The following is a 25,624-nucleotide window of genomic DNA, read 5'->3' as shown; positions in this document are numbered from 1 at the left end:
TGAGAATTATTTATTCGCGGGTGAAACGACTCCTGGTTTGTACAGAGCCAGCAGTTCGTCCACCTTTTTACGTGTGCCGCCGTTGCTGCTTATACTGCGCCGCACTTTGACCTGAAAATGTTCCGCCGCTTTGTACCACTCGCGCGTATCCGGGGTGTCATGGTTCGAAATTAACACTGGGATCCGCTTACTGACCAGCTTTTCGGCCATCTTCGCCAAATGGGCCTGCTCTTTCGGGCTGAAGCTGTTGGTATGATACGCGGTGAAATTCGCCGTCGCTGACAGCGGGGCGTAGGGCGGATCGCAATAGACAACCGAGTTTGAATCCGCACGATCCATACACTCATCATATGAGAGGCAATGGAACTCCGCATTCTGCGCTTTTTCCGCAAAGTGATACAACTCAGCTTCCGGGAAGTAAGGCTTTTTGTAACGTCCAAACGGCACGTTAAACTCGCCGCGCAGATTATACCGACACAGACCGTTGTATCCATATCGGTTCAAATACAGGAACAAGACCGCACGACGGAAAAGATCCTGACTGGCGTTGAACTCTTCACGGAACTGGTAGTAAACCTCAGCCTGATTGGTCTCTGGGCTAAACAGCTCACGGGAAGCCTGCACGTACTCGTCGGTACGGGTCTTCACGATCTTATAGAGACTGATGAGGTCACTGTTGATGTCGGCAAGAATATAACGAGAAAAGTCGGTGTTAAGAAACACCGACCCTGCACCCACAAAGGGTTCGACCAGGCATTCACCCTGAGGTAAATGCCGTTTGATGTCATCAAGCAGAGGGTATTTCCCCCCTGCCCACTTCAGAAAAGCGCGATTTTTTTTCATGCTGACTAACTAATTACACCTTCTCCGGCTGTGGAGAAAGCTCCGACAGCATCCTGCGCTTTAACATTATTTCAGATCGGCCTGTACCTGATGCAACGGTTTGGCCCACGGATTTTTTGCCTGCACATCGGCTGGCAGCGTGGAAACCGCGCGTTTGGCATCTTCTTTCGAGGCGTACACGCCAGACACCAGAACATACCACGGTTGACCGTTACGCGTCGTCTGATACACCACATAGTTTTTCAGATTCTCTTTCTTCGCCCAACCGTTCAGGTTGTCGTAGTTAGAAGAGCTGCTGAGCTGTAGGGTGTAATGGCTGGACGGTGCTGACTTCAGCGATCCGACGTTACCGGCGCTTTTGCCTCCCGCCGCGCTACTTGTTGCCGCTGGCGCGGTCTGTACAGGCGCTGCCGTCTGTGCCGGTGCGGCGTTGGCCGTCGCTTTCGGTGCTGCGGTGGCAGCAGGCGCTACGGGTTCCGCTCGTTTAGGCTGGGTCGTCGGCTTCGATTCCGCTGGCGTCGCTTTCGCGGTTGTCTGCGGTTTCTTCGGCTCAATCACAACCTGCTTACGTTCCGGACGCGTGGTGGCCGGGCGCTCGCTGCCAGGTGCCGCAGCCGTCTGGCTCGACGCATTACCATTACGCACTGGCGCAACGGTCGCCGGTTCAGTAGGCAGTGTGGAGTTCACCACCACATTATTCACCTGTTCCTGACCCTGCGGTTGCGTCAGCGCATTATTCAGATCGCCCTGCACTTCTACACGCTGCTGGCCTTCTGCGGTCGCAGGCGCTTGTCCCTGCGTCGGCGTGGAGGAAATTGGCGGCAGAGAAACATCCTGCGGCGTATTGCCCGCAGTCTGTTCAGCGGAGGTACTTCCCGGAGCCGGTTGGGCACCGTTTGCCTGGTCAGCGGCATTGCCGGAGAGATCGATACTCTTCTCGCCAGACGCCGTTTGTGCGTTTGAAGACGGGGTGGAAGGCGCTTTCAGCGCGGAGCCAATACCGATGATCAACAGCAGCAGAACCAGCACGCCCACGCCCATCATCATGTACTGACGGGAAGCAGGTTTACCGGCGGCTTTTTTACGCTTACGTGGACGACGCTCTACGCGCTCTTCATCCACGAACGCTTCATCATCGGAATCGTAATCTTCTTCCCTCTCTTGCTCATCAAGGCGTTCTTTACGCCCGCGTGCAGGACGGCGATCGTCAGCATCCAGATCAACATCATCAAAGTTGATCTGCGGTTCACCGCGTTCTGAAGATTGACGAGAACGACCAGTACGACGATCGCTGGGATCGGGTTTCAGCTCGTCTTCTGGTTTGAATTCATCCATTTAACACCCCACTCAAAGGCTAATGCTTACGACGTTGCAACTAACCTGAATCTAAATGGCCGATACGTGAGCCGTATCAGTCCGACCTTTCTTGTTGTTACGCCTGCTGGCAATCAGCAATAGCGTTAAGAACGACTTCGTGCGACACACCGCCGCGTACTTCACTTTTCCCTATTGCCAGCGGAAGGACTAAGCGCATTTCTCCCGCTAACACTTTTTTATCACGCAACATATGCGGCAGATAAGCCTGCGCGGACATCTCGCGTGGTCCGTGAACCGGCAAACCGGCACGGTTGAGTAACGTGATGATGCGCTGCGTATCTTCTGGCGCAAACTGCCCCAGACGTTCCGACGTGCGCGCAGCCATTACCATACCTGCTGCGACCGCCTCACCATGTAACCAATTGCCATAACCCATTTCAGCTTCAATGGCATGACCGTATGTATGCCCAAGATTCAGTAAAGCACGTAAGCCGGTTTCGCGCTCGTCTGCGGCGACAACTTCGGCTTTCAGCTCACAACAACGACGAATACACCAGGCCATTGCCGGTCCGTCCAGACGCAATAGCGCATCCAGATTCTCTTCCAGCCAGCTAAAGAATTCGCCATCAAGAATAATGCCGTACTTGATCACTTCCGCCAGACCGGACGCCAGTTCGCGAGCAGGCAGCGTTTTCAGACAGTCGAGATCCACCACCACGGAGGCCGGCTGATAAAACGCGCCAATCATGTTTTTGCCGAGGGGATGGTTTACAGCGGTTTTACCGCCAACGGAGGAGTCGACCTGCGACAGAAGCGTCGTCGGGACCTGGATGAAGCGAACACCGCGCTGATAGCTGGCCGCGGCAAAACCGGTCAGGTCGCCAATGACACCGCCGCCAAGTGCGACCAGCGTCGTATCACGACCGTGCGGTTTTTGCAGTAAGGCGGTGAATACCGTATCCAGCACCGTCAGGCTCTTGTACTGCTCGCCGTCAGGCAGGATGACGCTATCAACGTTCACCCCCGCTTGTTCAAGTACGCTGCGAATCTTATCAAGATAAAGGGGAGCCAGGGTTTCGTTGGTGACCAACATAACCTGATCGCCCGATTTCAGCGGTAAGAATGAAGCTGGTTCGTTAAACAAACCAGCCGCGATGGTGATAGGGTAACTACGTTCCCCGAGAGTGACGGTAATCCTCTCCATGACGCGACATCCACCTTAATGACTTATACCCGCTTACCGAGTGTGTATTAAGCCAGAATCAGTTGCTTTCCAGCATATGAATAATCTGGTTTGCAACGACTTTGGCGCTCTGATCATCGGTACGAATGGTTACGTCGGCAATCTCTTCATACAGCGGATTGCGTTCGTCGGCCAACGCTTCCAGAACTTCACGAGGCGGCGCTTCAACCTGCAACAGCGGACGTTTTTTATCGCGCTGCGTACGCGCAAGTTGTTTTTCGATGGTCGTTTCGAGATAAACCACGACGCCACGTGCGGAAAGACGATTACGGGTTTCACGCGATTTTACAGAGCCACCGCCGGTAGCCAGCACAATACCCTGTTTTTCCGTCAATTCGTTGATGACTTTCTCTTCACGATCGCGGAAGCCGTCTTCACCTTCTACGTCGAAGACCCAGCCCACATCAGCTCCGGTTCGTTTCTCAATCTCTTGATCAGAATCGTAAAATTCCATATTGAGTTGTTGAGCTAACTGGCGCCCAATAGTGCTTTTTCCGGCACCCATAGGCCCAACCAGAAAGATATTGCGTTTCTCTGCCATTTTTTCGGTACTACTAAGACTATTCGTTAATGATAAACCCGCGTCGCAGACACTGAGCGCAGCAGGACATGAACTGAAACCTCATAAGATATTGCGAGAGTCAGACTGAAAATTATCTCAATACTCAAGCAGGTTTGGCAACTGAATAAATCATCAAACCAGATTGTAGGCAATCCGAGTCGGCATTGCCGGACGGCGATGAGAAGTACCGACTCTCAAATCGGTACTCCTTGTATGCTAAATAGCTGCGTACGTCAAATCCCTGAAACGAGTTAAGTGCAAAAACAACGGTGTTTCATGCATAAATCATTCTGTCGAGACCAATCTGGGCGTAATAAATACCACCAGCTCGCGACGTTCATTTTCTTTCCCGTCATGACGAAAGAGTTGTCCAAACCAGGGAATGTCACCCAGCAACGGAATACTGTCTTTACCGGTTTTATTCTTGTTTGAAAAAATGCCGCCCAGCGCCAGCGTCTCTCCGCTTTTCACCTCGACCTGCGTTTCAATTTCCTGCTTATCGATAGCCAGCACTTCACCGTCAGCCTGTTGCAGCACCTGCCCCGGCATATTCTGGCTGATGCGCAACTTCAGGCGGATCCGCCCCTTCGGTAAGACCGTAGGGGTGACTTCCATCCCGAGAACGGCCTCTTTAAATTCAACCGACGTTGCGCCGCTTTCGCCGCTGGAAACCTGATAGGGGATCTCACTCCCCTGTTTGATGCTGGCAGGCTGTAGATGGGAAGCCAACAGACGCGGACTGGCGATAATATCGAGCTGCTGCTGTTGCTCCAGCGCGGACAGTTCCAGATCCAGCAGCCGACCATTAATACGACCAATATTAAATCCGATGCGAGTGGTAGCATTTGCGACAGAGAGATCGCTGGCTATCGTCGTCACTTGTCCCACGGCTCCAGCCTTCGTGGCTTCTGCCAGCGTCCATTTCACCCCCAGCTCACGCAGGCTTTTTTCATTAATGGTCACGATATGCGCCGCCAGCTCGACCTGTTCTATTGGCAGATCCATTTGCGCCACCCACTGTTCCACCAGTGCCAGCGTCGGCGGGTTGTCCCTGACCAGCAGTCGGTTGGTGCGCGTATCCACCGTGAGACTGCCTTTGGCACTCAGCAGTTTTCCTCCCGCTTTCGCCAGTTCAGTGGCATCGGCGTAATGCAGGGCGATGTGCCGATTCTCCAGCGGTAAACTCGCCTGGCGTCTCGCCATCTCCGCCTCCTGCCGCACCGCTTCTTCGCTCTGCCAGCTTTCAGAATGCACATGCAAAATTGGTCCTTCCTGACGTAACACCAGTCCGGCGCTCTTCACCACCGTCTGGAGCGCCAGTTTCCACGGGACGTCCGTCAGATGCAGCGACACCACGCCGCTGACATCCGGCGATACCACAAGATTTTTCCGTTCCTGTTCAGCCAGCGCCTGAAGTACCTGCGTGACGGGAACGTCATCCACCACCAGCGTCACGTTCTGAGTTTTTCCGGCCAGAACCGGCTGCATGGCGGCTACCAATAGCACCAGTATCCATTGCTTCATTAACCTCTCCTTGTCTTTGCCACTGCCACTGTGGCGGGTCACACTCTTTACCAGTACTCACGGTTAGCGTCAGAGCGGTGAGTTGCACGATTGTCCAGCCGTTATCCAGAACTTCATGGGGTTCGACACGCCGCCAGCGGTGCAGCCCGTCCTGCAGCAGGCCAATGTTACGCTCACCCCGGCTCACCATCCCCTGATACCGCCATTGGGCCAGCTCTGCCCCATGACAACGATCGTCTGGTTGGCGGAACGGATCGCGCATGCCGGTCAGCATTAGCAATGAAAAGGCCACCAGCAGCCCGTCTCTACCCTTCATGAAAAGACTCCAGAGTGAGCGTCAGCACCCGTTCGTCGTTTTCTGCCTTCAGCGAGAATCCACTCACGGAGATCCCTCGCGTCGCCAGATAACCAAATAATGACACCACCGCCTCCCACGGAGCCTTCACCGCAAGTTCCCCCCCTTGCGCCGACGGCTGCCAGTGCAGCAACTGCACATTCGGCACCTGAAGCGAGAGGGGTGAAAATGGCGACGTTTGCAATGTCGATGAAACCTGCGACTCTGTCAGTGCGCCGGAGAGGTGGTACAACGTTGGCTTTATCTGGTGGTTCGCCGCCCGTTGCAGGTTAAGCGCATCATCGTCCCCCCTTCCCGGGAAGAGCAGAAAAAACGTCGCGAGCGCACTTAGCACAGCCACCCAACTTGCCCAGCAGACAACGCGGATGCGAGGAGAAAAGGCACACCAGACGTCAAAGAGGACGATCATGCGCTTCTCTCCATTTCAGCCGGTACTGAAACTGCCAGTATCCCTGCGCATCACGCTGGGTGGCGCCGGTGTGGTTTATCTCAAACAACGGCGAGTCGCGCAGAGCGGTTTCCAGCGCGCTGAGCGCAGAAAAGGTCAGTGCTTTTCCGCTGAGCGTCAGCGTGCTTTGCTGGTAGTCCATGTTGGTCAGCCAGGCCTGCGCGGGTATGCTCAACGCAAGGTTTTCCAGCGCCGACTGCCAGCGACGGGTCTGCTCCCGCAATCTGTCTCGTTGAATGGCCTGCTGTGCCTGACGTTGACGCGCCTCCAGTCGGGGTTTCACTGTCGCCAGAGCCGCTGCAAGCTGCTGCTCCGCCCGCAGTAAGACCACATTCACTCGCCCACTCATGCTGCGAACGGCGTATCCGCTCAGCATTAACGCCAGCACAATCGCTGCTGATGCACTGAACAGCCCACACCACAAACGCAGACAGGCACTACGCCGCTGTTGTCGCCAGGGCAAAAAATTGACAGGGGATGGCATCAGCGCATTCCCCCTAACGCCAGCCCCAGCGCGACGGCGAAAGCATGACCTTCCACGGGCACGGGAGGTTGACGGATTGAAACCGCCTGCCAGGGGTCAAATCCCTCTTTTGCGCAGAGCGCCACCTCTTCGGGCTGGAGGGAAAGCGCAGCGGCCAGGTCGCAAATATGGGTTATTTCTGTCAGCGATTTTCGTCCCCAGGCGTCGCGCGTCGCCCACAACCACTGCGTGTCATCACGCCATGCCAGGCAGGACTGTTCCGGGGAAAGAAAAGGCAGCAGACGCTGCAATGCGCAAGCATCCGGCGTGATCGCGGTGACATTCACGCCGAGCGTTTTCGCCAGCGTCAACAAGCCTGAAATCTCTTTGTCCTGAGCGGCGGTGACCGTATAGGCCGGGACGAGCGCATCCTCACTATAATCAAATCGCAGTGCAGCCGATTCCATATCCAGTTCACGCGCCATCGACCCTGTCAGCCAGGCGGTTTGTTCGCGCTCGCGAAGTGACATTGACGGACGGGGAAAACGCTTTTGCCGCGTCCGACCTGCGGGAAAAGAGAGGTGAATATGATGGCGCTGCGGCAGTTCGCGACTCCACGGTTGTAACACCGCCACAAGCTGTTCGGCGTCGTGAAAATGTCCGTCGTTGATCGTGTGTTGCGCCAGCGGCAGACGCCACCAGCGCTGTAGATACCAGCCCGACGCGCCGCGAACGACGGCAACCGCCAGGGCTTCATGTGGCTGAATGTGCAGGCCGACTTGCCAGAATCTGAAAGCCATTGCTGATGATCTCCTTATCACCCGTCGCTCTCGCGGGTATATCAATGCGTCTGGCTTGCCTTTATACTACCGCGCGGTTGTTTATAAACTGCCCAAATGAAACTAAATGGGAAATCTCCGGTGAAGTTCGTAAAGTATTTATTGATCCTTGCAGTATGTTGCATCCTGCTGGGAGCAGGCTCGATTTATGGCCTCTATCGCTATATTGAGCCACAGTTACCTGACGTCGCGACGCTTAAAGATGTGCGTTTGCAGATCCCGATGCAGGTTTACAGCGCAGATGGCGAGCTCATCGCGCAATATGGTGAGAAACGTCGTATTCCGGTGACGCTCAGTCAGATCCCGCCGGAAATGGTCAAAGCCTTTATCGCCACAGAAGACAGTCGCTTCTATGAGCACCACGGCGTTGACCCGGTGGGGATTTTCCGTGCGGCCAGCGTCGCGCTGTTCTCCGGCCACGCCTCTCAGGGGGCGAGTACCATCACCCAGCAGCTTGCGAGAAACTTCTTCCTTAGCCCCGAACGCACGCTGATGCGTAAGATTAAGGAAGTGTTCCTGGCGATCCGCATTGAGCAACTGCTGAGCAAAGATGAGATCCTCGAACTCTATCTGAACAAGATCTATCTCGGTTACCGCGCCTATGGCGTCGGTGCGGCGGCGCAGGTCTATTTCGGTAAATCCGTCGACCAGCTTGATCTGGGTGAAATCGCCGTGATTGCCGGTTTGCCGAAAGCGCCTTCCACCTTTAACCCGCTCTATTCGATGGACCGCGCGACCGCGCGCCGCAACGTGGTGCTATCGCGTATGCTGAGCGAAGGGTACATCACCCAGGCGCAGTACGATCAGGCACGTAATGAGCCGATCGACGCCAACTATCATGCGCCAGAAATCGCCTTCTCCGCCCCGTATCTGTCAGAAATGGTGCGCCAGGAGATGTACAGCCGTTACGGCGAAAACGCCTATGAAGATGGTTATCGCATTTACACCACCATTACCCGCAAGGTGCAGCAGGCCGCGCAACAGGCGGTACGCAATAACGTACTGGACTACGACATGCGCCACGGCTATCGCGGCCCGGCCAACGTACTGTGGAAAGTAGGTGAAACCGCGTGGGACAGTAAGAAAATCACCGACACGCTGAAAGCGCTGCCAACCTACGGGCCGCTGCTGCCTGCGGTGATCACCAGTGCAAACCCGCAGGAAGCGACGGCGACGCTGGCAGATGGCACCTCGGTCTCTCTGCGGATGGATGGCATTCGTTGGGCGCGTCCTTATCGCTCAGATACCCAGCAGGGGCCGACGCCACGTAAAGTAACCGACGCGGTGCAGACTGGTCAGCAGATCTGGGTGCGCAAGATGGGCGAAGCCTGGTGGCTGGCGCAGGTTCCGGATGTGAACTCCGCGCTGGTCTCTATCAATCCGAAAAACGGGGCCGTGCTGGCGCTGGTCGGTGGCTTTGACTTTAACCAGAGCAAGTTCAACCGTGCCACCCAGGCACTGCGTCAGGTCGGTTCTAACATTAAGCCGTTCCTCTACACCGCCGCGATGGATAAAGGTCTGACGCTGGCGAGTATGTTGAACGACGTGCCTATCTCCCGCTGGGATGCCGGTGCCGGTTCCGACTGGCGTCCGAAGAACTCACCACCGCAGTACGCAGGCCCGATTCGTTTACGTCAGGGGCTGGGTGAATCGAAAAACGTGGTGATGGTACGCGCCATGCGCGCAATGGGCGTGGACTACGCGGCGGAATATCTGCAACGGTTTGGCTTCCCGGCACAAAACATTGTACATACCGAATCCCTGGCGCTGGGCTCTGCATCCTTTACCCCGCTGCAGGTGGCGCGCGGTTATGCGGTGATGTCGAACGGCGGCTTCCTGGTCGACCCGTATTTCATCAGCAAGATTGAAACGGACCAGAACGGTGTGATTTTCGAAGCGAAGCCGAAAATTGCTTGTCCGGAATGCGATATTCCGGTGATTTACGGTGATACGCAGAAATCCAACGTGCTGGAAAACAGCAATGTGGAAGATGTCGCTATCTCTGGTGAACAGCAAAACGCCGCCGTGCCAATGCCCAAGCTGGAGCAGGCAAATCAGGCGTTAGTGGCGCAGACCGGGGCACAAGAGTATGCACCGCATGTGATCAACACGCCGCTGGCCTTCCTGATTAAGAGTGCGTTGAACACCAACATCTTCGGCGAACCTGGCTGGATGGGCACCGGTTGGCGTGCGGGCCGCGATCTGAATCGCCACGATATCGGCGGTAAAACCGGGACGACCAACAGCTCGAAAGACGCCTGGTTCTCCGGCTACGGCCCGGGGGTGGTCACCTCCGTGTGGATTGGATTTGACGACCACCGCCGTGACCTGGGACGCACCACCGCCTCTGGCGCGATCAAAGATCAGATCTCCGGTTACGAAGGTGGCGCGAAGAGTGCACAACCCGCATGGGATGCCTACATGAAAGCGGTGCTGGAAGGGGTTCCTGAAGAGCCGCTGACGCCACCACCAGGTATCGTCACGGTCAATATCGATCGCAGTACCGGGCAACTGGCGAACGGCGGTAACAGCCGTGCAGAATATTTCATCGAAGGCACGCAGCCGACACAGCAGGCGGTGCATGAGGTGGGGACGACCATCACTGACGGTGGTGAGACACACGAGTTGTTCTAAATAAAAAAGGCGCTAAGGCGCCTTTTTTACTGCTGGTATTATCGCCGGATGGCGGCTACGCCTTATCCTGCCTACACCGCTATTTGCCCTACAACCGCCCCTGCCCTTTCAACCATTCGCGCACGAGGAACAATGCGCTCACGTTTCGCGCTTCGGTGAAATCGGGGTCTTCCAACAGATCCATCAGATGCGCCAGCGGCCAGCGCACCTGTGGCAGCGGCTCTGGCTCATCGCCTTCCAGCGACTCGGGATAAAGGTCTTCCGCCACCACGATGTTCATCTTGCTGGAGAAGTAAGATGGCGCCATGCTGAGTTTTTTCAAAAAGGTCAGATCGTTTGCCCCAAAACCGACCTCTTCTTTCAGTTCCCGGTTCGCCGCTTCAAACACGCTTTCACCGGGGTCAATCAACCCTTTGGAAAAGCCCAGCTCATAGGACTCCGTCCCCACTGCGTATTCACGAATCAGGATCATATGATCGTCTACAATCGGGACAATCATTACTGCTTCACGGGTAGAAGGACGCATTCGTTCATAAACGCGACGCACACCGTTGCTGAATTCGAGGTCCACGCTTTCAACGCTAAATAGCCGCGACTGCGCAACCGTTTCGACGTTCAGAATGGTGGGTTTTTGTAATGATTTGCTCATCGTGAGAATCTATGCCGTGAAATCTGTTGTTATTGTGCGGTACGCAACACGGTTTCGGCAATGTGAATTGCCAGTTATTTACATTTATGTAACCTAATAAAAATATAATTCCTGTTTCAAATTAAAAGTCAATAGGTTGAAATAGGTCCAGGAATTTGCTGATATTCCGTTTTTGCAGATTTTGCTATCATCAGCACTCACTGGGATGCGCTGAAAAATGCTCAAGTTCAACTCCATGCTTGCCGATAGCCAACCACGGAATCACGTTTATTGTGACAGGGTGCGACTGACCACGCCTGACAGATTAAGTAAGATGGGGAAAGCATGAGCACCATTCTGATTTTTTTAGCGGCGTTGCTGGCCTGCGCATTGCTGGCCTGGTGGCGACTTAACGTCCGGGCCAGGCGGCGAAAACTGCCGTGGACGAACGCCTTCTCAGAGGCGGCGACGCGCAAGCTCACGCCTGAAGAACGCAGTGCCGTTGAAAATTATCTTGATAGCCTGAGCCAAATCCAGCGGGTACCCGGTCCAACGGGTGCCAGCGCAGCGCCTGTTTCCCTGACGCTGAATGCTGAAAGCAATAGCGTCATCATTCTGACCCACTCGATCACCCGCTACGGCATCACTACGGACGATCCCAATAAATGGCGCTACTACCTCGATTCCGTTGAGGTTCACCTGCCGCCTTTCTGGGAACAGTACATTAACGATGAAAACAACGTTGAACTGATCCACACCGACACGCTGCCGCTGGTTATCTCGCTGAATGGTCACTCCCTGCAAGAGTATATGCAGGAAGCGCGCGGTTATGCGCTGCAGCCCACCACGTCCACACAGGCGTCGATTCGCGGTGAAGAAAGCGAGCAGATTGAACTGCTGAATATTCGTCAGGAGACGCATGAAGAGTACGCACTCAGCCGCCCGGCCGGTTTTCGCGAAGCGCTGCTGATAGTCGCCGCCTTCCTGTTGTTCTTTTTCTGTCTGGTCACGCCGGACGTCTTTGTGCCATGGATGGTGGGCGGAGCCGTACTGTTGCTGGCGGCAGGATTGTGGGGCCTATTCGCTCCGCCGTCGAAAACGGCGCTGCGCGAAATTCACTGTCTGCGTGGAACGCCGCGCCGCTGGGGACTGTTTGGCGAAAATGACCAGGAGCAGATAAACAATATCTCGCTGGGGATTATCGACCTGGTTTATCCAACTCACTGGCAGCCTTACATTGCGCAGGATCTCGGTCAGCAAACGGATATTGATATTTATCTCGATCGCCACGTCGTGCGGCAGGGGCGGTTTTTATCCCTGCATGACGAGGTGAGAAACTTCCCGCTGCAACACTGGGTGCGCAGCACCATTATCGCCGGTGGTTCACTGCTGGTGCTTGTCATGCTGCTGTTCTGGATCCCGCTCGATATGCCGATTAAGTTCACGCTGTCATGGATGAAGGGTGCGCAGACTATCGAAGCGACCAGCGTAAAACAGCTCGAACAATCAGGTGTGCGCGTCGGCGACACCCTGAACCTTCGCGGTACTGGCATGTGTAATATTCATGCGCAGGGCACCTGGAGCGCACAAACCAACTCACCGTTTATGCCGTTTGACTGCTCGCAAATCATCTGGAATGACGCCCCCGCGCTGCCGTTGCCGGAATCCGATCTGGTGAATAAAGCCACCGCGCTCTCGCAGGCCGTTAACCGTCAGTTGCATCCAAAGCCGGAAGATGACTCCCGCGTCAGTGCGGCCTTGCGTTCAGCCATTCAGAAGTCAGGCATGGTGTTGTTAGATGACTTTGGCGATATCGTCCTGAAAACCGCTGATTTGTGCGCGGCAGAAGATGAATGCGTGCGCCTCAAAAATGCGCTGGTCAACCTGGGAAACAGCAAAGACTGGAGCGCGCTGGTGAAACGAGCCAACGCAGGCAAACTGGACGGCGTTAACGTTCTGTTGCGTCCTGTCAGCGCAGAATCGCTCGACAACCTGGTCACCACCTCGACCGCGCCCTTTATTACCCGCGAAACGGCCCGCGCCGCCCAGTCGTTGAACAGCCCCGCCCCTGGCGGATTCCTGATCGTCAGCGATGAAGGTAGCGATCTGGTCGATCAACCCTGGCCGACCGTATCGCTGTATGACTACCCGGCGCAGGAGCAGTGGAGTGCCTTCCAGCGACTGGCGCAAATGCTGATGAACACGCCGTTTAGCGCCGAAGGGATTGTCACCAATATTTATACTGACGCCAATGGCACGCAGCATATCGGCCTGCATCGCATTCCCGATCGTTCCGGTTTGTGGCGTTACCTCGGCACCACGCTGCTGATGCTGACGATGCTGGCCTGCGCACTCTATAATGGCGTACAGGCATTCCGCCGCTATCAGCGCCATCGCACCCGCCTGATGGAGATTCAGCAGTACTATGAAAGCTGCCTGAATCCGAAGCTCATCAGCTCTCCGGAAAGCCTCATCTGATAACATGTCTGCGGCACCGGGTGTGCTACCCTGTGCCGCATCGCGTTTTATTCTGGAGAGTTCCCATGCATATTGATATTGCCTGGCAGAACGTGGATACCGTTCTGTTAGACATGGACGGCACGCTGCTCGACCTGGCGTTTGATAACTACTTCTGGCAAAAACTGGTGCCTGAAACCTATGGGGCACAGAACGGGATCTCGCCACAGGAAGCGCAGGAACGCATCCGTCAGGAATATCATGCCGTGCAGCATACGCTAAACTGGTACTGTCTTGATTACTGGAGCGACCGTCTGGGCCTGGATATCTGCGCGATGACCACCGCAATGGGGCCGCGTGCCGTGTTGCGTGATGATACAGTCCCCTTTTTAGATGCGCTGAAAGCCTGCGGTAAACGGCGGATTTTGTTGACTAACGCGCATCCGCATAATCTGGCCGTGAAGCTGGAGCATACCGGTCTGGGTTCACACCTTGATTTATTACTTTCTACCCACACATTTGGATATCCCAAAGAGGATCAGCAGTTATGGCGCGCCGTGGCGGAAGAGACGGGAATGAGTGCAGAAAAAACGCTGTTTATTGACGATAGCGAACCCATTCTCGACGCTGCCGCGAAGTTTGGTATTCGTTATTGCCTCGGCGTGACTAACCCCGACTCTGGCGTTGCGGAAAAACAGTATGCGCGCCATCCGTCACTGAATGACTACCGTCGACTGATCCCCTCACTGATGTGAAGGAGACGCCATGAAAGAAAAGCCCTCTGTTGAGGTCAGACTGGATAAATGGCTGTGGGCTGCGCGGTTTTATAAAACCCGCGCGCTGGCCCGCGAAATGGTGGACGGCGGGAAAGTTCACTACAACGGACAGCGCAGTAAGCCGAGCAAGATAGTCGAACTGAACGCCACGCTAACGCTGCGTCAGGGCAATGACGAGCGAACGGTGGTGATCAAAGCGATCGCCGAGCAGCGTCGCCCGGCCAGCGAAGCCGTCACTTTGTATGAAGAGACGACGGAAAGCGTAGCAAAACGCGAAAAAATGGCGCTGGCACGTAAGCTTAACGCCCTGACCATGCCGCACCCGGACAGGCGACCGGACAAAAAAGAACGCCGCGACCTGTTACGATTTAAACACGGCGACAGTGAGTAACTGTCACCCGCAAGAGAGATGATTATGCCGCAAGATGACCAATTACACCGCTATCTGTTTGAAAACTTTGCCGTGCGTGGCGAACTGGTAACCGTATCGGAAACCCTGCAACAGATCCTCGAAAACCATACGTATCCGCAGCCAGTGAAAACTGTGCTGGCTGAGTTGCTGGTCGCCACCAGCCTGCTCACGGCAACGCTGAAGTTCGCCGGTGACATTACCGTTCAGCTCCAGGGCGATGGTCCGTTGAGCCTTGCGGTGATCAACGGCAACAACAATCAGCAGATGCGCGGCGTAGCGCGCGTCCAGGGCGATATCCCGGAAGATGCAGACCTGAAAACCCTGGTCGGCAATGGTTATCTGGTGATTACCATTACGCCGGAAGAGGGCGAACGTTATCAGGGCGTTGTCGGACTGGAAAGCGATACGCTGGCGGCATGTCTGGAAGATTACTTCATGCGCTCTGAGCAGTTGCCGACCCGTCTGTTTATTCGCACTGGCGAAGTCGACGGGAAAGCCGCTGCGGGCGGGATGCTGCTGCAGGTAATGCCGGCGCAGGATACGCAGGCGGATGACTTTACTCATCTGGCTACGCTGACCGAAACCATCAAGTCTGAAGAGTTGCTGACCCTGCCGGCCAACGAGGTGCTGTGGCGTCTGTATCACGAAGAAGAGGTCACCCTTTACGATCCGCAGAACGTTGCGTTCAAATGCACCTGCTCACGCGAGCGCTGTGCCGGCGCGCTAAAAACGCTGCCGGACGAAGAGGTAGACAGCATTCTGGCGGAAGAAGGCGAAATCGATATGCATTGCGACTACTGCGGGAGCCACTACCTGTTCAACGCCATGGATATTGCCGAGATCCGCAATAACGCCTCCCCTGCCGATCCGCAGGTCCACTGATCGATATCCTGAACCGGTCGGACGACGCGATGCGTCTCCGACCGTCCGCACTATATTCCGCACTTTTTGCTAAAATTTTCTTTCGTGGTGAATCGATATTCTACATGTAAGCGTTTTGTTAATTTTCCACATGAATGCGATTACACTCACAACATCTCCGTGAAAAATACTAATTTTTAACCTTTTAAGAACATTTTACACAACTAAAAAGTCATTCCTGCCATAATAAGCCCCGCTTCGTGACTGGAGTCACAGCGTTTTCAGTCAATCGTGATTTTGTCCAGATAAGTAAATCTATGAGCCTTGTCGCGGTTAACACCCCAACAAAAACCTTATTATTTCAGGTAATACATATTGGCTAAGGAGCAGTGATATGCGCGTGAAACGATTAACCCCGCAAGATCTCAAGGCTTATGGTATCAGCGACGTTCAGGATATCGTTTACAACCCAAGCTATGAAACCCTTTACCAGGAAGAGCTAGACCCAAGCCTGGAAGGTTACGAGCGCGGTGTGTTGACGAACCTGGGCGCCGTTGCAGTTGATACCGGTATTTTCACCGGACGTTCGCCGAAGGATAAGTACATTGTTCGTGATGACACCACGCGTGACACGCTGTGGTGGTCCGACAAAGGAAAAGGCAAGAACGACAACAAACCGCTGTCCCAGGAAACCTGGCAGCACCTGAAAGGGCTAGTGACCAAACAACTTTCCGGTAAACGTCTGTTTATCGTTGATGCTTTCTGTGGCGCAAACGCCGACACCCGCCTTTCTGTCCGCTTCATTACTGAAGTGGCGTGGCAGGCTCATTTCGTGAAGAACATGTTTATTCGCCCGAGCGATGACGAACTGGAAGGTTTTGAACCTGACTTTATCGTGATGAACGGCGCGAAATGCACAAACCCACAGTGGAAAGAGCAGGGTCTGAACTCTGAGAACTTTGTCGCCTTCAACCTGACCGAACGTATCCAGTTGATTGGTGGTACCTGGTACGGCGGCGAAATGAAGAAAGGCATGTTCTCGGTGATGAACTATCTGCTGCCGTTGAAGGGCATTGCATCGATGCACTGTTCCGCCAACGTGGGTGAGAAAGGCGACGTTGCCGTGTTCTTCGGTCTTTCCGGCACCGGAAAAACCACCCTCTCCACCGACCCGAAACGTCGTCTGATCGGCGATGACGAGCACGGTTGGGACGATGACGGCGTGTTCAACTTTGAAGGCGGCTGCTACGCTAAAACGATCAAGTTGTCGAAAGAAGCGGAACCGGAAATCTACAACGCTATCCGCCGTGATGCGCTGTTAGAAAACGTCACCGTTCGCGACGATGGGACTATCGATTTTGACGACGGTTCGAAAACCGAGAATACCCGCGTTTCCTATCCGATCTACCACATCGAAAACATCGTTAAGCCGATTTCCAAAGCCGGTCATGCCACGAAGGTGATCTTCCTGACCGCTGATGCCTTTGGCGTGCTGCCGCCGGTTTCTCGCCTGACAGCCAACCAGACGCAGTACCACTTCCTGTCTGGCTTCACGGCCAAACTGGCCGGTACTGAGCGCGGTGTCACCGAGCCGACGCCAACCTTCTCCGCCTGCTTTGGCGCGGCATTCCTGTCGCTGCACCCAACGCAGTATGCTGAAGTCCTGGTGAAACGCATGCAGGCCGCAGGCGCACAGGCTTATCTGGTCAACACCGGCTGGAACGGTACGGGCAAACGTATCTCCATCAAAGATACCCGCGCCATTATCGATGCCATCCTGAACGGTTCTCTGGACGATGCGGAAACCTTCAACCTGCCGATGTTTGATCTGGCGATCCCGACCGAGTTGCCGGGTGTGGATACCCATATCCTCGACCCGCGTAACACCTACGGCTCTCCTGAACAGTGGCAGGAAAAAGCCACCGCCCTGGCGAAACTGTTCATCGAGAACTTCGAGAAATACACGGATACGCCAGCAGGTGAAGCGCTGGTAAGCGCCGGACCGAAGCTGTAAGTCGAATGAGCCGGATGGCGGCATAAGGCCTGGCACAACACAAACGTAGGCCTGATAAGCGCAGCGCCATCAGGCGATTCAGAAAAACAAAGGGAGGCATTTCGCCTCCCTTTTTTACGCCTCTTTAGTCGTCCCCTGGACGCGGATCACAGGAACGGGTAGCCAGGCGCGAATGGAGAGCCCGCCCCGCTCACTGGTACCAATTTCCAGCATGCCGTTATGGTTATCAATGATACGCTGCACAATCGCCAGCCCTAAACCGGTACCGCTGGTGCTGCGCGCGCTGTCGCCGCGCACAAACGGCTGGAACAGGTGTTTACGCTGCTCAGGCTTAATGCCGGGGCCGTCATCTTCCACCTGGAACCAGGCCCGATGAGGTTCTGTCCCGCTGCTGACTTTGATCCATCCGTTGCCATAACGCGCCGCGTTAACCACCATGTTGGCTACCGCACGCTTGATGGACAGCGGGTGCATTTTCACCTGAATGCTGCCCGGCTGTAGCGCCGTATCAATTTCACGTTCATAGCCGCTTTCTGCCGCCACCACTTCACCCAGCACAGCGTTGAGATCGGCCATCTCCATCGGCATCTCCTGTCCGGTACGCAGATAGTCGATGAACTGCTCAATGATCGCGTTGCACTCTTCAATATCTTTGTTGATGGACTCCGCCAGATAACCATCCTGTTCGCCCATCATCTCCGTCGCCAGACGAATACGCGTCAGCGGCGTGCGGAGATCGTGACTGACCCCCGCCATCAGCAGCGTTCGGTCATCCGCTAGCTGCTTCACTCCGGCCGCCATATGGTTGAAGGCACGGGTCACCGAGCGCACCTCAGACGCGCCATACTCACGCAGCGGCGGCGGAATAATGCCTTTCCCTACCTGTAGGGCAGCATGCTCAAGATCCACAAGGGGTCGGTTTTGTATACGAATAAACAGCCACGCCCCCCCTATCGCCAGAAGCATGATAGCCAGCGTATAGCGGAACAGCGGGGAGAAGTCGCCCTGATGAATTTCCGTTAACGGAACGCGTACCCAAATATTGGGTGACAGCCAGGTTTTCAGCCAGACAACCGGCGAGCTTTTGTTGACCTCTACGCGCACTTCCGTCGGGCCGCCCAACTGCTGCGCCATCTGATGGCTTAAGAATTCATAGTGTTGCGCCCAACGCAGTCCTGCCTCTTCAGCGGCTTCGTTGGAATAGAGAGAAATCCCCAGTTCACGGTAAATTTCCCGACGAAAAGCGGGAGGCACCACCAGTTGCGTGCCGTCCTCCAGTTGCAGTTTATCGGTCATCAGCATACGCACTTCGTAGGCCAGGACCTTATTAAACTGCTGGAGACTCGGCAGAATCGCAAAGTTCAGCACCACCAGATAGGTCGTCACCAGGCTGACAAACAGCAAAGTGACGATGAGCAACAGCGTGCGGGCAAATGAACTTCGTGGCGAGAAGCGCATTCGCCTCATGCTTTAGAACCGTCCGGTACGAAGACGTAGCCCAGACCCCATACGGTCTGAATGTAACGCGGATGCGCGGGATCTTCTTCGACCATACGGCGCAGACGGGAAATCTGTACGTCGATGGAACGTTCCATCGCGGAATACTCGCGGCCACGCGCCAGGTTCATCAGCTTGTCACGGGACAGCGGCTCACGTGGGTGGCTTACCAACGCTTTCAGCACGGCAAACTCACCGCTGGTGAGCGGCATCGGCTCGTCTTCGCGGAACATTTCGCGAGTACCCAGGTTCAGTTTGAACTTACCAAAAGCAATGACGGCCTCTTCCTGAGAAGGTGCGCCAGGCAGCTCGTTCGCCTGACGACGCAGCACCGCGCGAATACGCGCCAGCAGTTCGCGTGGGTTAAACGGTTTCGGGATATAGTCATCAGCGCCGATTTCCAGGCCGACAATGCGGTCAACTTCTTCCCCTTTCGCCGTGACCATGATGATCGGCATCGGGTTACTCTGGCTGCGCAGACGGCGGCAAATAGACAGCCCATCTTCACCCGGCAGCATCAGATCCAGTACCATAAGGTGGAAAGATTCACGGGTTAGCAGACGATCCATTTGCTCGGCGTTAGCGACGCTTCGAACCTGGAAGCCCTGCTCGGTCAGATAACGCTCCAGCAGCGCGCGCAGGCGCATGTCGTCATCGACCACCAGAATTTTATAGTTCTCTTGCATTGTTTGTACTCCCAAAGGTTCGCAACAATTGAAGGTATGTATTCTTAAAAAAGCTTACGTTCGCCACCAGCAAATTCTGGTATGAATTCCAGGCTAAATTGTTACAAAGCATATTTAACAGCAGCTTAAGTATACAATGAAACGCGCGGCACATTATTTATTCTGTTAGCAGGGTGACGTAATACGAATTGTGCGCATCGTCACAGACTTAAAGGTAATCAATAAGATGAAAACGCCTCTGATCACCCGGGAAGGGTACGAAAAACTCAAAAGCGAGCTCAATTACCTCTGGCGTGAAGAACGCCCGGAAGTCACTAAGAAGGTGACCTGGGCGGCAAGTCTGGGTGACCGCAGCGAGAATGCTGACTACCAGTATAATAAAAAGCGGCTACGTGAGATCGACAGGCGCGTCCGCTATCTGACCAAATGCATGGAGAATTTGAAGATTGTCGATTACTCCCCGCAGCAGGAAGGCAAAGTGTTTTTCGGCGCATGGGTCGAGATCGAAAATGACGATGGCGACATCCGCCGCTTTCGGATTGTCGGCTACGATGAAATTTTCGGTCGCAAAGATTATATCTCCATCGATTCACCTATGGCGCGCGCGCTACTGAAAAAAGAGGTCGGCGATCTCGCGGTGGTCAACACGCCTGGTGGGGAAGCGAGCTGGTATGTGAATGCGATCGAATACGTAAAATGAGCAGGAACAATCCGAAGCCCCGCTCTATGACTGGCGTTTTTGCCCGTCAATCCGTATAACTGTTCCCTGATTTTTTACTCAGTAGATGAAGCCAATCCATGATGAATGATTCTTTCTGCCGCATTATTGCGGGTGAAATTCAGGCCCGGGCCGACCAGGTCACCGCAGCCGTTCGCCTGCTTGACGAAGGGAACACCGTGCCGTTTATCGCACGTTACCGTAAGGAAATCACCGGCGGCCTGGACGATACGCAACTGCGTAATCTGGAGACCCGACTGGGCTATTTGCGTGAACTGGAAGAACGCCGTCAGGCTATTCTCAAGTCCATTTCCGAGCAAGGCAAACTGACCGATGAGCTGGCCAACGCCATCAACGGCACGTTAAGTAAGACCGAACTCGAAGACCTTTATCTCCCGTATAAACCCAAACGCCGTACCCGTGGGCAGATAGCGATTGAAGCCGGTCTGGAACCGCTGGCCGACCTGCTGTGGAACGCCCCCTCACACGATCCGGAAACCGAAGCGGCGAAGTATATCGATGCCGGAAAAGGTGTCGCTGACAGGAAAGCCGCGCTCGATGGCGCGCGCTATATCCTGATGGAGCGCTTTGCCGAAGACGCCGCGTTGCTGGCGAAGGTACGTGACTATCTGTGGAAAAATGCCCATCTGGTTGCCAGCGTGATCGGCGGCAAGGAAGAAGAAGGCGCGAAATTCCGCGACTACTTCGATCATCACGAGCCGATCGCATCCGTGCCTTCTCACCGCGCGCTGGCGATGTTCCGGGGTCGTAATGAAGGCGTGTTGCAGCTTTCGCTGAATGCCGATCCGCAGTTTGATGAGCCGCCGAAAGAGAGCCACTGCGAACAGATCATTATGGATCACCTCGGCCTGCGTCTGAACAACGCGCCGGCAGACAGCTGGCGTAAAGGCGTGGTGAGCTGGACGTGGCGCATCAAGGTGTTAATGCACCTCGAAACTGAGCTGATGGGAACCGTCCGCGAACGCGCGGAAGACGAAGCGATCAACGTATTCGCCCGTAATCTGCACGACCTGCTGATGGCGGCACCGGCGGGTCTGCGCGCCACCATGGGCCTCGATCCGGGTCTGCGAACCGGCGTGAAGGTCGCAGTGGTGGATGGCACCGGTAAGCTGGTCGCCACCGATACCATCTATCCCCACACCGGTCAGGCGGCGAAAGCGGCCGTGGTGGTAGCGGCGCTATGCGAAAAGTACAACGTGGAACTGGTGGCGATTGGTAACGGCACCGCCTCGCGCGAAACCGAACGCTTCTTCCTCGACGTACAGAAACAGTTCCCGAAAGTGACAGCGCAGAAAGTGATCGTCAGCGAAGCCGGGGCGTCAGTCTATTCCGCGTCTGAACTGGCAGCCCTGGAGTTCCCGGACCTCGACGTCTCGCTGCGCGGCGCGGTTTCCATTGCGCGTCGCCTGCAGGATCCACTCGCCGAGCTGGTGAAAATCGATCCGAAATCGATCGGGGTTGGTCAGTATCAGCATGATGTCAGCCAGACGCAGCTAGCCCGTAAGCTGGATGCGGTGGTGGAAGACTGTGTAAACGCCGTCGGCGTCGACCTGAACACGGCATCGGTTCCGCTGTTAACCCGCGTGGCCGGTCTGACCCGCATGATGGCACAGAATATTGTGGCCTGGCGCGATGAGAACGGTCAGTTCCAGAATCGTCAGCAACTGCTGAAAGTCAGCCGTCTGGGGCCGAAAGCCTTCGAACAGTGTGCGGGCTTCTTGCGCATTAACCACGGTGATAATCCGCTGGATGCTTCCACGGTTCACCCGGAAGCGTATCCGGTCGTGGAGCGTATTCTGGCGGCAACTCAACAGGCCCTGAAAGACCTGATGGGCAACAGCAGCGAACTGCGCAATCTGAAAGCCGTCGATTTTACTGACGACAAGTTTGGCGTCCCGACCGTCAGCGACATCATCAAAGAGCTGGAGAAACCAGGGCGCGATCCGCGTCCGGAGTTCAAAACCGCGCAGTTTGCCGATGGAGTGGAAACCATGAACGATCTGCAGCCGGGGATGATTCTCGAAGGCGCAGTCACCAACGTCACCAACTTTGGCGCGTTTGTGGATATCGGCGTTCACCAGGATGGTCTGGTCCACATCTCATCGCTGTCGAACAAGTTCGTCGACGATCCGCACACCGTGGTGAAAGCAGGCGATATTGTGAAGGTGAAAGTGCTGGAAGTTGACCTGCAGCGCAAGCGTATTGCCCTGACGATGCGCCTGGACGAACAGCCGGGTGAAACCAATGCCCGTCGCGGCGGCGGCGGAAACGACCGTCCGGCAGCGAAAGCGGCAAAACCGCGTGGTCGTGAAGCGCAACCCGCAGGCAACAGCGCGATGATGGATGCGCTGGCGGCAGCAATGGGTAAGAAACGTTAAGTCTGAATTGTGCGCCGGATGGCGGTGGCAACACCGTATCCGGCATATTTACACGGTTCCCTCTCACCACCTCACTCTATTTTTCACCTCATTAACAGATGAAACCTTAATTAAACATTAACAACGTTAATTTATTAAGAATTCAAATCATTTCACCTGGCGGTTATTATTTTTGAGCCATATCAAAAATGGCGCAGATTATTATTCAAACCAACATTCCGTCACATTTAATCGGTTGAAGATAAAAACCATTCTCATTATCATTGTATTGTAGAATATTGAGTCTTTCCTTCGTTGGCTAATCATCTGGTCTCATGCCGCACCACTTTGCCCCATGAGGTAAACATCCAGTTAGCAAGAAACAAGTAGGTTCTTATGCAATTTACTCCAGATACTGCGTGGAAAATTACCGGCTTTGCCCGTGAAATAAGTCCTGCATACCGTCAGAAACTGCTTTCCCTCGGCATGCTTCCGGGTTCCTCATTTAACGTGGTCCGCGTCGCCCCCTTAGGCGATCCCATTCATATTGAAACGCGTCGCGTCAGCCTGGTATTGCGTAAAAAAGACCTGGCATTATTAGAAGTGGAAGCGGTTTCCTGTTAATACAGTGAGTCTATAACGATGAAAAAATTAACCATTGGTTTAATTGGTAATCCAAATTCCGGTAAGACGACTCTGTTTAACCAACTGACCGGCGCCCGACAACGCGTAGGCAACTGGGCCGGGGTCACCGTGGAACGTAAAGAGGGACAATTCTCAACCACGGATCATCAGGTCACGCTGGTCGATCTGCCCGGCACGTATTCGCTCACCACCATCTCTTCGCAAACCTCTCTGGATGAACAGATTGCCTGCCACTACATTCTGAGCGGCGACGCTGACCTGTTAATTAACGTGGTGGATGCCTCAAACCTTGAGCGTAACCTTTATCTGACGCTGCAACTGCTTGAGTTGGGCATTCCCTGCATTGTCGCACTCAACATGCTCGACATCGCGGAAAAACAACAAATCCGGATTGATATCGACGCCCTTTCAGCCCGTCTTGGCTGCCCGGTCGTCCCGCTGGTTTCCACTCGCGGACGCGGTATCGAAGCGCTGAAGCTGGCGATTGACCGCCACAGTGAAAATGAAAACGTCGAACTGGTACATTACGCCCGACCGCTGTTGCGTGAGGCCGATAAACTGGCGAACGCAATGGCAAAAGAGATGCCAGCACAACAGCGTCGCTGGCTCGGTCTGCAAATGCTGGAAGGGGATATCTACAGCCGGGCATACGCCGGTGACGCTGCGGCGCAACTGGAGATTTCTCTGGCGCATCTGAGCGATGAGATGGACGACCCGGCGCTGCACATCGCCGATGCGCGTTACCAATGCATTGCGGCGATCTGCGACGTGGTGAGCAACACCCTGACGGCAGAGCCCAGCCGCTTTACGACGGCAGTGGACAAAATCATCCTCAACCGTTTTCTGGGTCTGCCGATCTTCCTGTTTGTGATGTACCTGATGTTCCTGCTCGCCATTAACATTGGCGGCGCGTTAGCCCCGATTTTTGATGCCGGCTCTGTGGCGATCTTTATTCACGGCATTCAGTGGATCGGCTATACCCTTCACTTCCCGGACTGGCTGACCATCTTCCTCGCACAAGGGCTTGGCGGCGGGATTAATACCGTTCTGCCGCTGGTCCCGCAGATCGGCATGATGTACCTGTTCCTCTCGTTCCTCGAAGACTCCGGCTACATGGCGCGGGCGGCGTTTGTGATGGACCGTCTGATGCAGGCGTTGGGGCTGCCGGGTAAATCGTTCGTCCCGCTGATTGTCGGCTTTGGCTGCAACGTACCGTCGGTGATGGGAGCCCGCACCCTGGATGCGCCACGCGAGCGTCTGATGACAATCATGATGGCACCGTTTATGTCCTGTGGTGCGCGACTGGCGATTTTCGCCGTGTTTGCTGCGGCTTTCTTCGGGCAAAATGGCGCGCTGGCGGTATTCTCGCTGTACGTGCTGGGCATTGTGATGGCGGTACTCACCGGTCTGATGCTCAAACACACCATCATGCGTGGCGAAGCCTCTCCGTTTGTCATGGAGCTTCCGGTTTATCACGTCCCGCATATCAAGAGTCTGATTATCCAGACCTGGCAGCGCCTGAAAGGATTTGTGCTGCGCGCGGGTAAAGTGATCGTCATCGTCAGCATCTTCCTGAGCGCGTTTAACAGCTTCTCGCTGAGCGGCAAGATTGTCGATAACATCAACGATTCAGCGCTGGCCTCCGTTAGCCGCGTCATCACGCCCATCTTCAAGCCGATTGGCGTTCACGAAGACAACTGGCAGGCAACGGTCGGGCTGTTCACGGGCGCGATGGCAAAAGAAGTGGTGGTCGGTACGCTCAATACGCTCTATACCGCAGAAAATATTCAGGATGAGGAGTTTAATCCGGCTGAATTTAATCTGGGTAATGAACTGCTGAGCGCGCTGGATGAAACCTGGCAGAGTCTGAAAGATACCTTTAGCCTGAGCGTGCTGGCGAACCCTATCGAAGCCAGCAAAGGCGACGGCGAAATGGCGACCGGCGCAATGGGCGTAATGGATGCGAAATTTGGCAGCGCGGCAGCGGCCTATAGCTACCTGATTTTCGTCCTGCTGTACGTTCCGTGCATCTCGGTAATGGGGGCAATAGCCCGTGAATCCAGCCGTGGCTGGATGGGTTTCTCCATTCTGTGGGGCCTGAACATCGCCTACTCGCTGTCAACCGTGTTCTATCAGGTTGCCAGCTACAGCGAGCACCCGCGCTACAGTCTGGTCTGCATCCTGGCCGTGGTCCTGTTTAACGTTGTGGTCCTGGGTCTGCTGCGTCGGGCGCGGAGCCGGGTGAATGTCAATCTGTTGGCTACGCGGAAAAATGCCAGCGACTGCTGCGCCAGCGCGACCACCGGCGATTGCCACTAGGGTGT

At 55.1% G+C, this 25,624-nt stretch carries 22 protein-coding genes; 10 read left to right on the top strand and 12 right to left on the bottom strand.

Annotated features, from left to right (window positions below):
- Positions 1 to 6 precede the first annotated feature (6 nt).
- From dam to ACERJC_RS16725, 9 genes are all read right to left on the bottom strand, one after another.
- Entirely contained in the window at positions 7 to 843 is an 837-nt protein-coding gene (gene dam / locus ACERJC_RS16765) for an adenine-specific DNA-methyltransferase (RefSeq protein ID WP_152400255.1), read from the bottom strand.
- 66 nt (positions 844 to 909) lie between these two features.
- Positions 910 to 2,178, bottom strand: a complete 1,269-nt coding sequence (gene damX, locus ACERJC_RS16760; RefSeq protein ID WP_373672106.1) for a cell division protein DamX — start codon at positions 2,176 to 2,178, stop codon at positions 910 to 912.
- A 97-nt stretch (positions 2,179 to 2,275) separates the two neighbouring features.
- A complete protein-coding gene (aroB, locus tag ACERJC_RS16755; protein WP_152400259.1) occupies positions 2,276 to 3,364 on the bottom strand; it encodes a 3-dehydroquinate synthase in 1,089 nt (362 codons plus the stop codon).
- A 58-nt stretch (positions 3,365 to 3,422) separates the two neighbouring features.
- A complete protein-coding gene (gene aroK / locus ACERJC_RS16750) occupies positions 3,423 to 3,944 on the bottom strand; it encodes a shikimate kinase AroK (RefSeq protein WP_042322869.1) in 522 nt (173 codons plus the stop codon).
- Positions 3,945 to 4,250: 306 nt separating this feature from the next.
- Complete coding sequence (gene hofQ, locus ACERJC_RS16745; RefSeq protein WP_373672105.1) at positions 4,251 to 5,489, bottom strand: DNA uptake porin HofQ; 1,239 nt, start codon at positions 5,487 to 5,489, stop codon at positions 4,251 to 4,253.
- A complete protein-coding gene (locus ACERJC_RS16740) occupies positions 5,401 to 5,805 on the bottom strand; it encodes a HofP DNA utilization family protein (protein WP_373672104.1) in 405 nt (134 codons plus the stop codon). Before ACERJC_RS16740 ends, hofQ begins: the two co-directional genes overlap by 89 nt.
- Complete coding sequence (locus ACERJC_RS16735) at positions 5,795 to 6,253, bottom strand: HofO family protein (RefSeq protein WP_373672103.1); 459 nt, start codon at positions 6,251 to 6,253, stop codon at positions 5,795 to 5,797. The genes ACERJC_RS16740 and ACERJC_RS16735 overlap by 11 nt, the downstream gene beginning before the upstream one ends.
- On the bottom strand, positions 6,237 to 6,776 hold the full coding sequence (locus ACERJC_RS16730) for a PilN domain-containing protein (RefSeq protein WP_373672102.1): 540 nt from the start codon (positions 6,774 to 6,776) through the stop codon (positions 6,237 to 6,239). Before ACERJC_RS16730 ends, ACERJC_RS16735 begins: the two co-directional genes overlap by 17 nt.
- Positions 6,776 to 7,555 carry a DNA utilization protein HofM gene (locus tag ACERJC_RS16725; protein WP_371896269.1) on the bottom strand — a complete coding sequence of 260 codons (780 nt, stop codon included), beginning with the start codon at positions 7,553 to 7,555 and terminating at the stop codon, positions 6,776 to 6,778. The genes ACERJC_RS16730 and ACERJC_RS16725 overlap by 1 nt, the downstream gene beginning before the upstream one ends.
- A 120-nt stretch (positions 7,556 to 7,675) precedes the next feature.
- Between ACERJC_RS16725 and mrcA the strand changes: the two genes are divergently transcribed.
- On the top strand, positions 7,676 to 10,228 hold the full coding sequence (gene mrcA, locus ACERJC_RS16720; RefSeq protein WP_286631810.1) for a peptidoglycan glycosyltransferase/peptidoglycan DD-transpeptidase MrcA: 2,553 nt from the start codon (positions 7,676 to 7,678) through the stop codon (positions 10,226 to 10,228).
- Between the two features lie 88 nt (positions 10,229 to 10,316).
- Here mrcA and nudE read toward each other — a convergent pair whose 3' ends face one another.
- A complete protein-coding gene (gene nudE / locus ACERJC_RS16715) occupies positions 10,317 to 10,877 on the bottom strand; it encodes an ADP compounds hydrolase NudE (protein WP_152400275.1) in 561 nt (186 codons plus the stop codon).
- A 324-nt stretch (positions 10,878 to 11,201) separates the two neighbouring features.
- On the opposite strand from nudE, the gene igaA reads away from it, so the two are divergent.
- The 5 genes from igaA (at position 11,202) to pckA (ending at position 17,376) form a co-directional block, all read left to right on the top strand.
- A complete protein-coding gene (gene igaA, locus ACERJC_RS16710; RefSeq protein WP_152400277.1) occupies positions 11,202 to 13,334 on the top strand; it encodes an intracellular growth attenuator protein IgaA in 2,133 nt (710 codons plus the stop codon).
- A 65-nt stretch (positions 13,335 to 13,399) separates the two neighbouring features.
- Positions 13,400 to 14,068 (top strand): GMP/IMP nucleotidase, encoded by a 669-nt coding sequence (yrfG, locus tag ACERJC_RS16705; protein WP_373672101.1) that lies wholly within the window; start codon positions 13,400 to 13,402, stop codon positions 14,066 to 14,068.
- Positions 14,069 to 14,078: 10 nt separating this feature from the next.
- Positions 14,079 to 14,480: a ribosome-associated heat shock protein Hsp15 gene (gene hslR / locus ACERJC_RS16700; RefSeq protein ID WP_373672100.1), complete on the top strand. Its 402-nt coding sequence runs from the start codon at positions 14,079 to 14,081 to the stop codon at positions 14,478 to 14,480.
- 24 nt (positions 14,481 to 14,504) lie between these two features.
- Positions 14,505 to 15,383: an Hsp33 family molecular chaperone HslO gene (gene hslO / locus ACERJC_RS16695; RefSeq protein WP_373672099.1), complete on the top strand. Its 879-nt coding sequence runs from the start codon at positions 14,505 to 14,507 to the stop codon at positions 15,381 to 15,383.
- A gap of 373 nt (positions 15,384 to 15,756) precedes the next feature.
- Entirely contained in the window at positions 15,757 to 17,376 is a 1,620-nt protein-coding gene (gene pckA, locus ACERJC_RS16690) for a phosphoenolpyruvate carboxykinase (ATP) (RefSeq protein ID WP_152400285.1), read from the top strand.
- A gap of 114 nt (positions 17,377 to 17,490) precedes the next feature.
- Here the strand turns inward: pckA and envZ are convergent, their stop codons facing one another.
- A complete protein-coding gene (gene envZ / locus ACERJC_RS16685; RefSeq protein ID WP_152400287.1) occupies positions 17,491 to 18,843 on the bottom strand; it encodes a two-component system sensor histidine kinase EnvZ in 1,353 nt (450 codons plus the stop codon).
- Complete coding sequence (gene ompR / locus ACERJC_RS16680; RefSeq protein WP_001157751.1) at positions 18,840 to 19,559, bottom strand: osmolarity response regulator transcription factor OmpR; 720 nt, start codon at positions 19,557 to 19,559, stop codon at positions 18,840 to 18,842. The genes envZ and ompR overlap by 4 nt, the downstream gene beginning before the upstream one ends.
- A 226-nt stretch (positions 19,560 to 19,785) precedes the next feature.
- Between ompR and greB the strand changes: the two genes are divergently transcribed.
- From greB to feoB, 4 genes are all read left to right on the top strand, one after another.
- Positions 19,786 to 20,259, top strand: coding sequence for a transcription elongation factor GreB (gene greB, locus ACERJC_RS16675; RefSeq protein ID WP_152400289.1), 474 nt, complete (start codon positions 19,786 to 19,788; stop codon positions 20,257 to 20,259).
- Between the two features lie 98 nt (positions 20,260 to 20,357).
- Complete coding sequence (locus ACERJC_RS16670; RefSeq protein WP_373672098.1) at positions 20,358 to 22,676, top strand: Tex family protein; 2,319 nt, start codon at positions 20,358 to 20,360, stop codon at positions 22,674 to 22,676.
- A gap of 375 nt (positions 22,677 to 23,051) precedes the next feature.
- Positions 23,052 to 23,279, top strand: a complete 228-nt coding sequence (gene feoA, locus ACERJC_RS16665; protein WP_162380549.1) for a ferrous iron transporter A — start codon at positions 23,052 to 23,054, stop codon at positions 23,277 to 23,279.
- Between the two features lie 18 nt (positions 23,280 to 23,297).
- On the top strand, positions 23,298 to 25,619 hold the full coding sequence (gene feoB / locus ACERJC_RS16660; protein WP_371896273.1) for a Fe(2+) transporter permease subunit FeoB: 2,322 nt from the start codon (positions 23,298 to 23,300) through the stop codon (positions 25,617 to 25,619).
- The last annotated feature ends 5 nt before the right edge of the window (positions 25,620 to 25,624 follow it).

Origin of the sequence: Citrobacter telavivensis, from assembly GCF_041807075.1 — a bacterium.
Lineage (GTDB): Bacteria > Pseudomonadota > Gammaproteobacteria > Enterobacterales > Enterobacteriaceae > Citrobacter_A > Citrobacter_A telavivensis.
The sequence above is the reverse complement of the archived record's forward strand: the minus strand, read 5'-3'. Positions and strand labels throughout refer to the sequence as shown.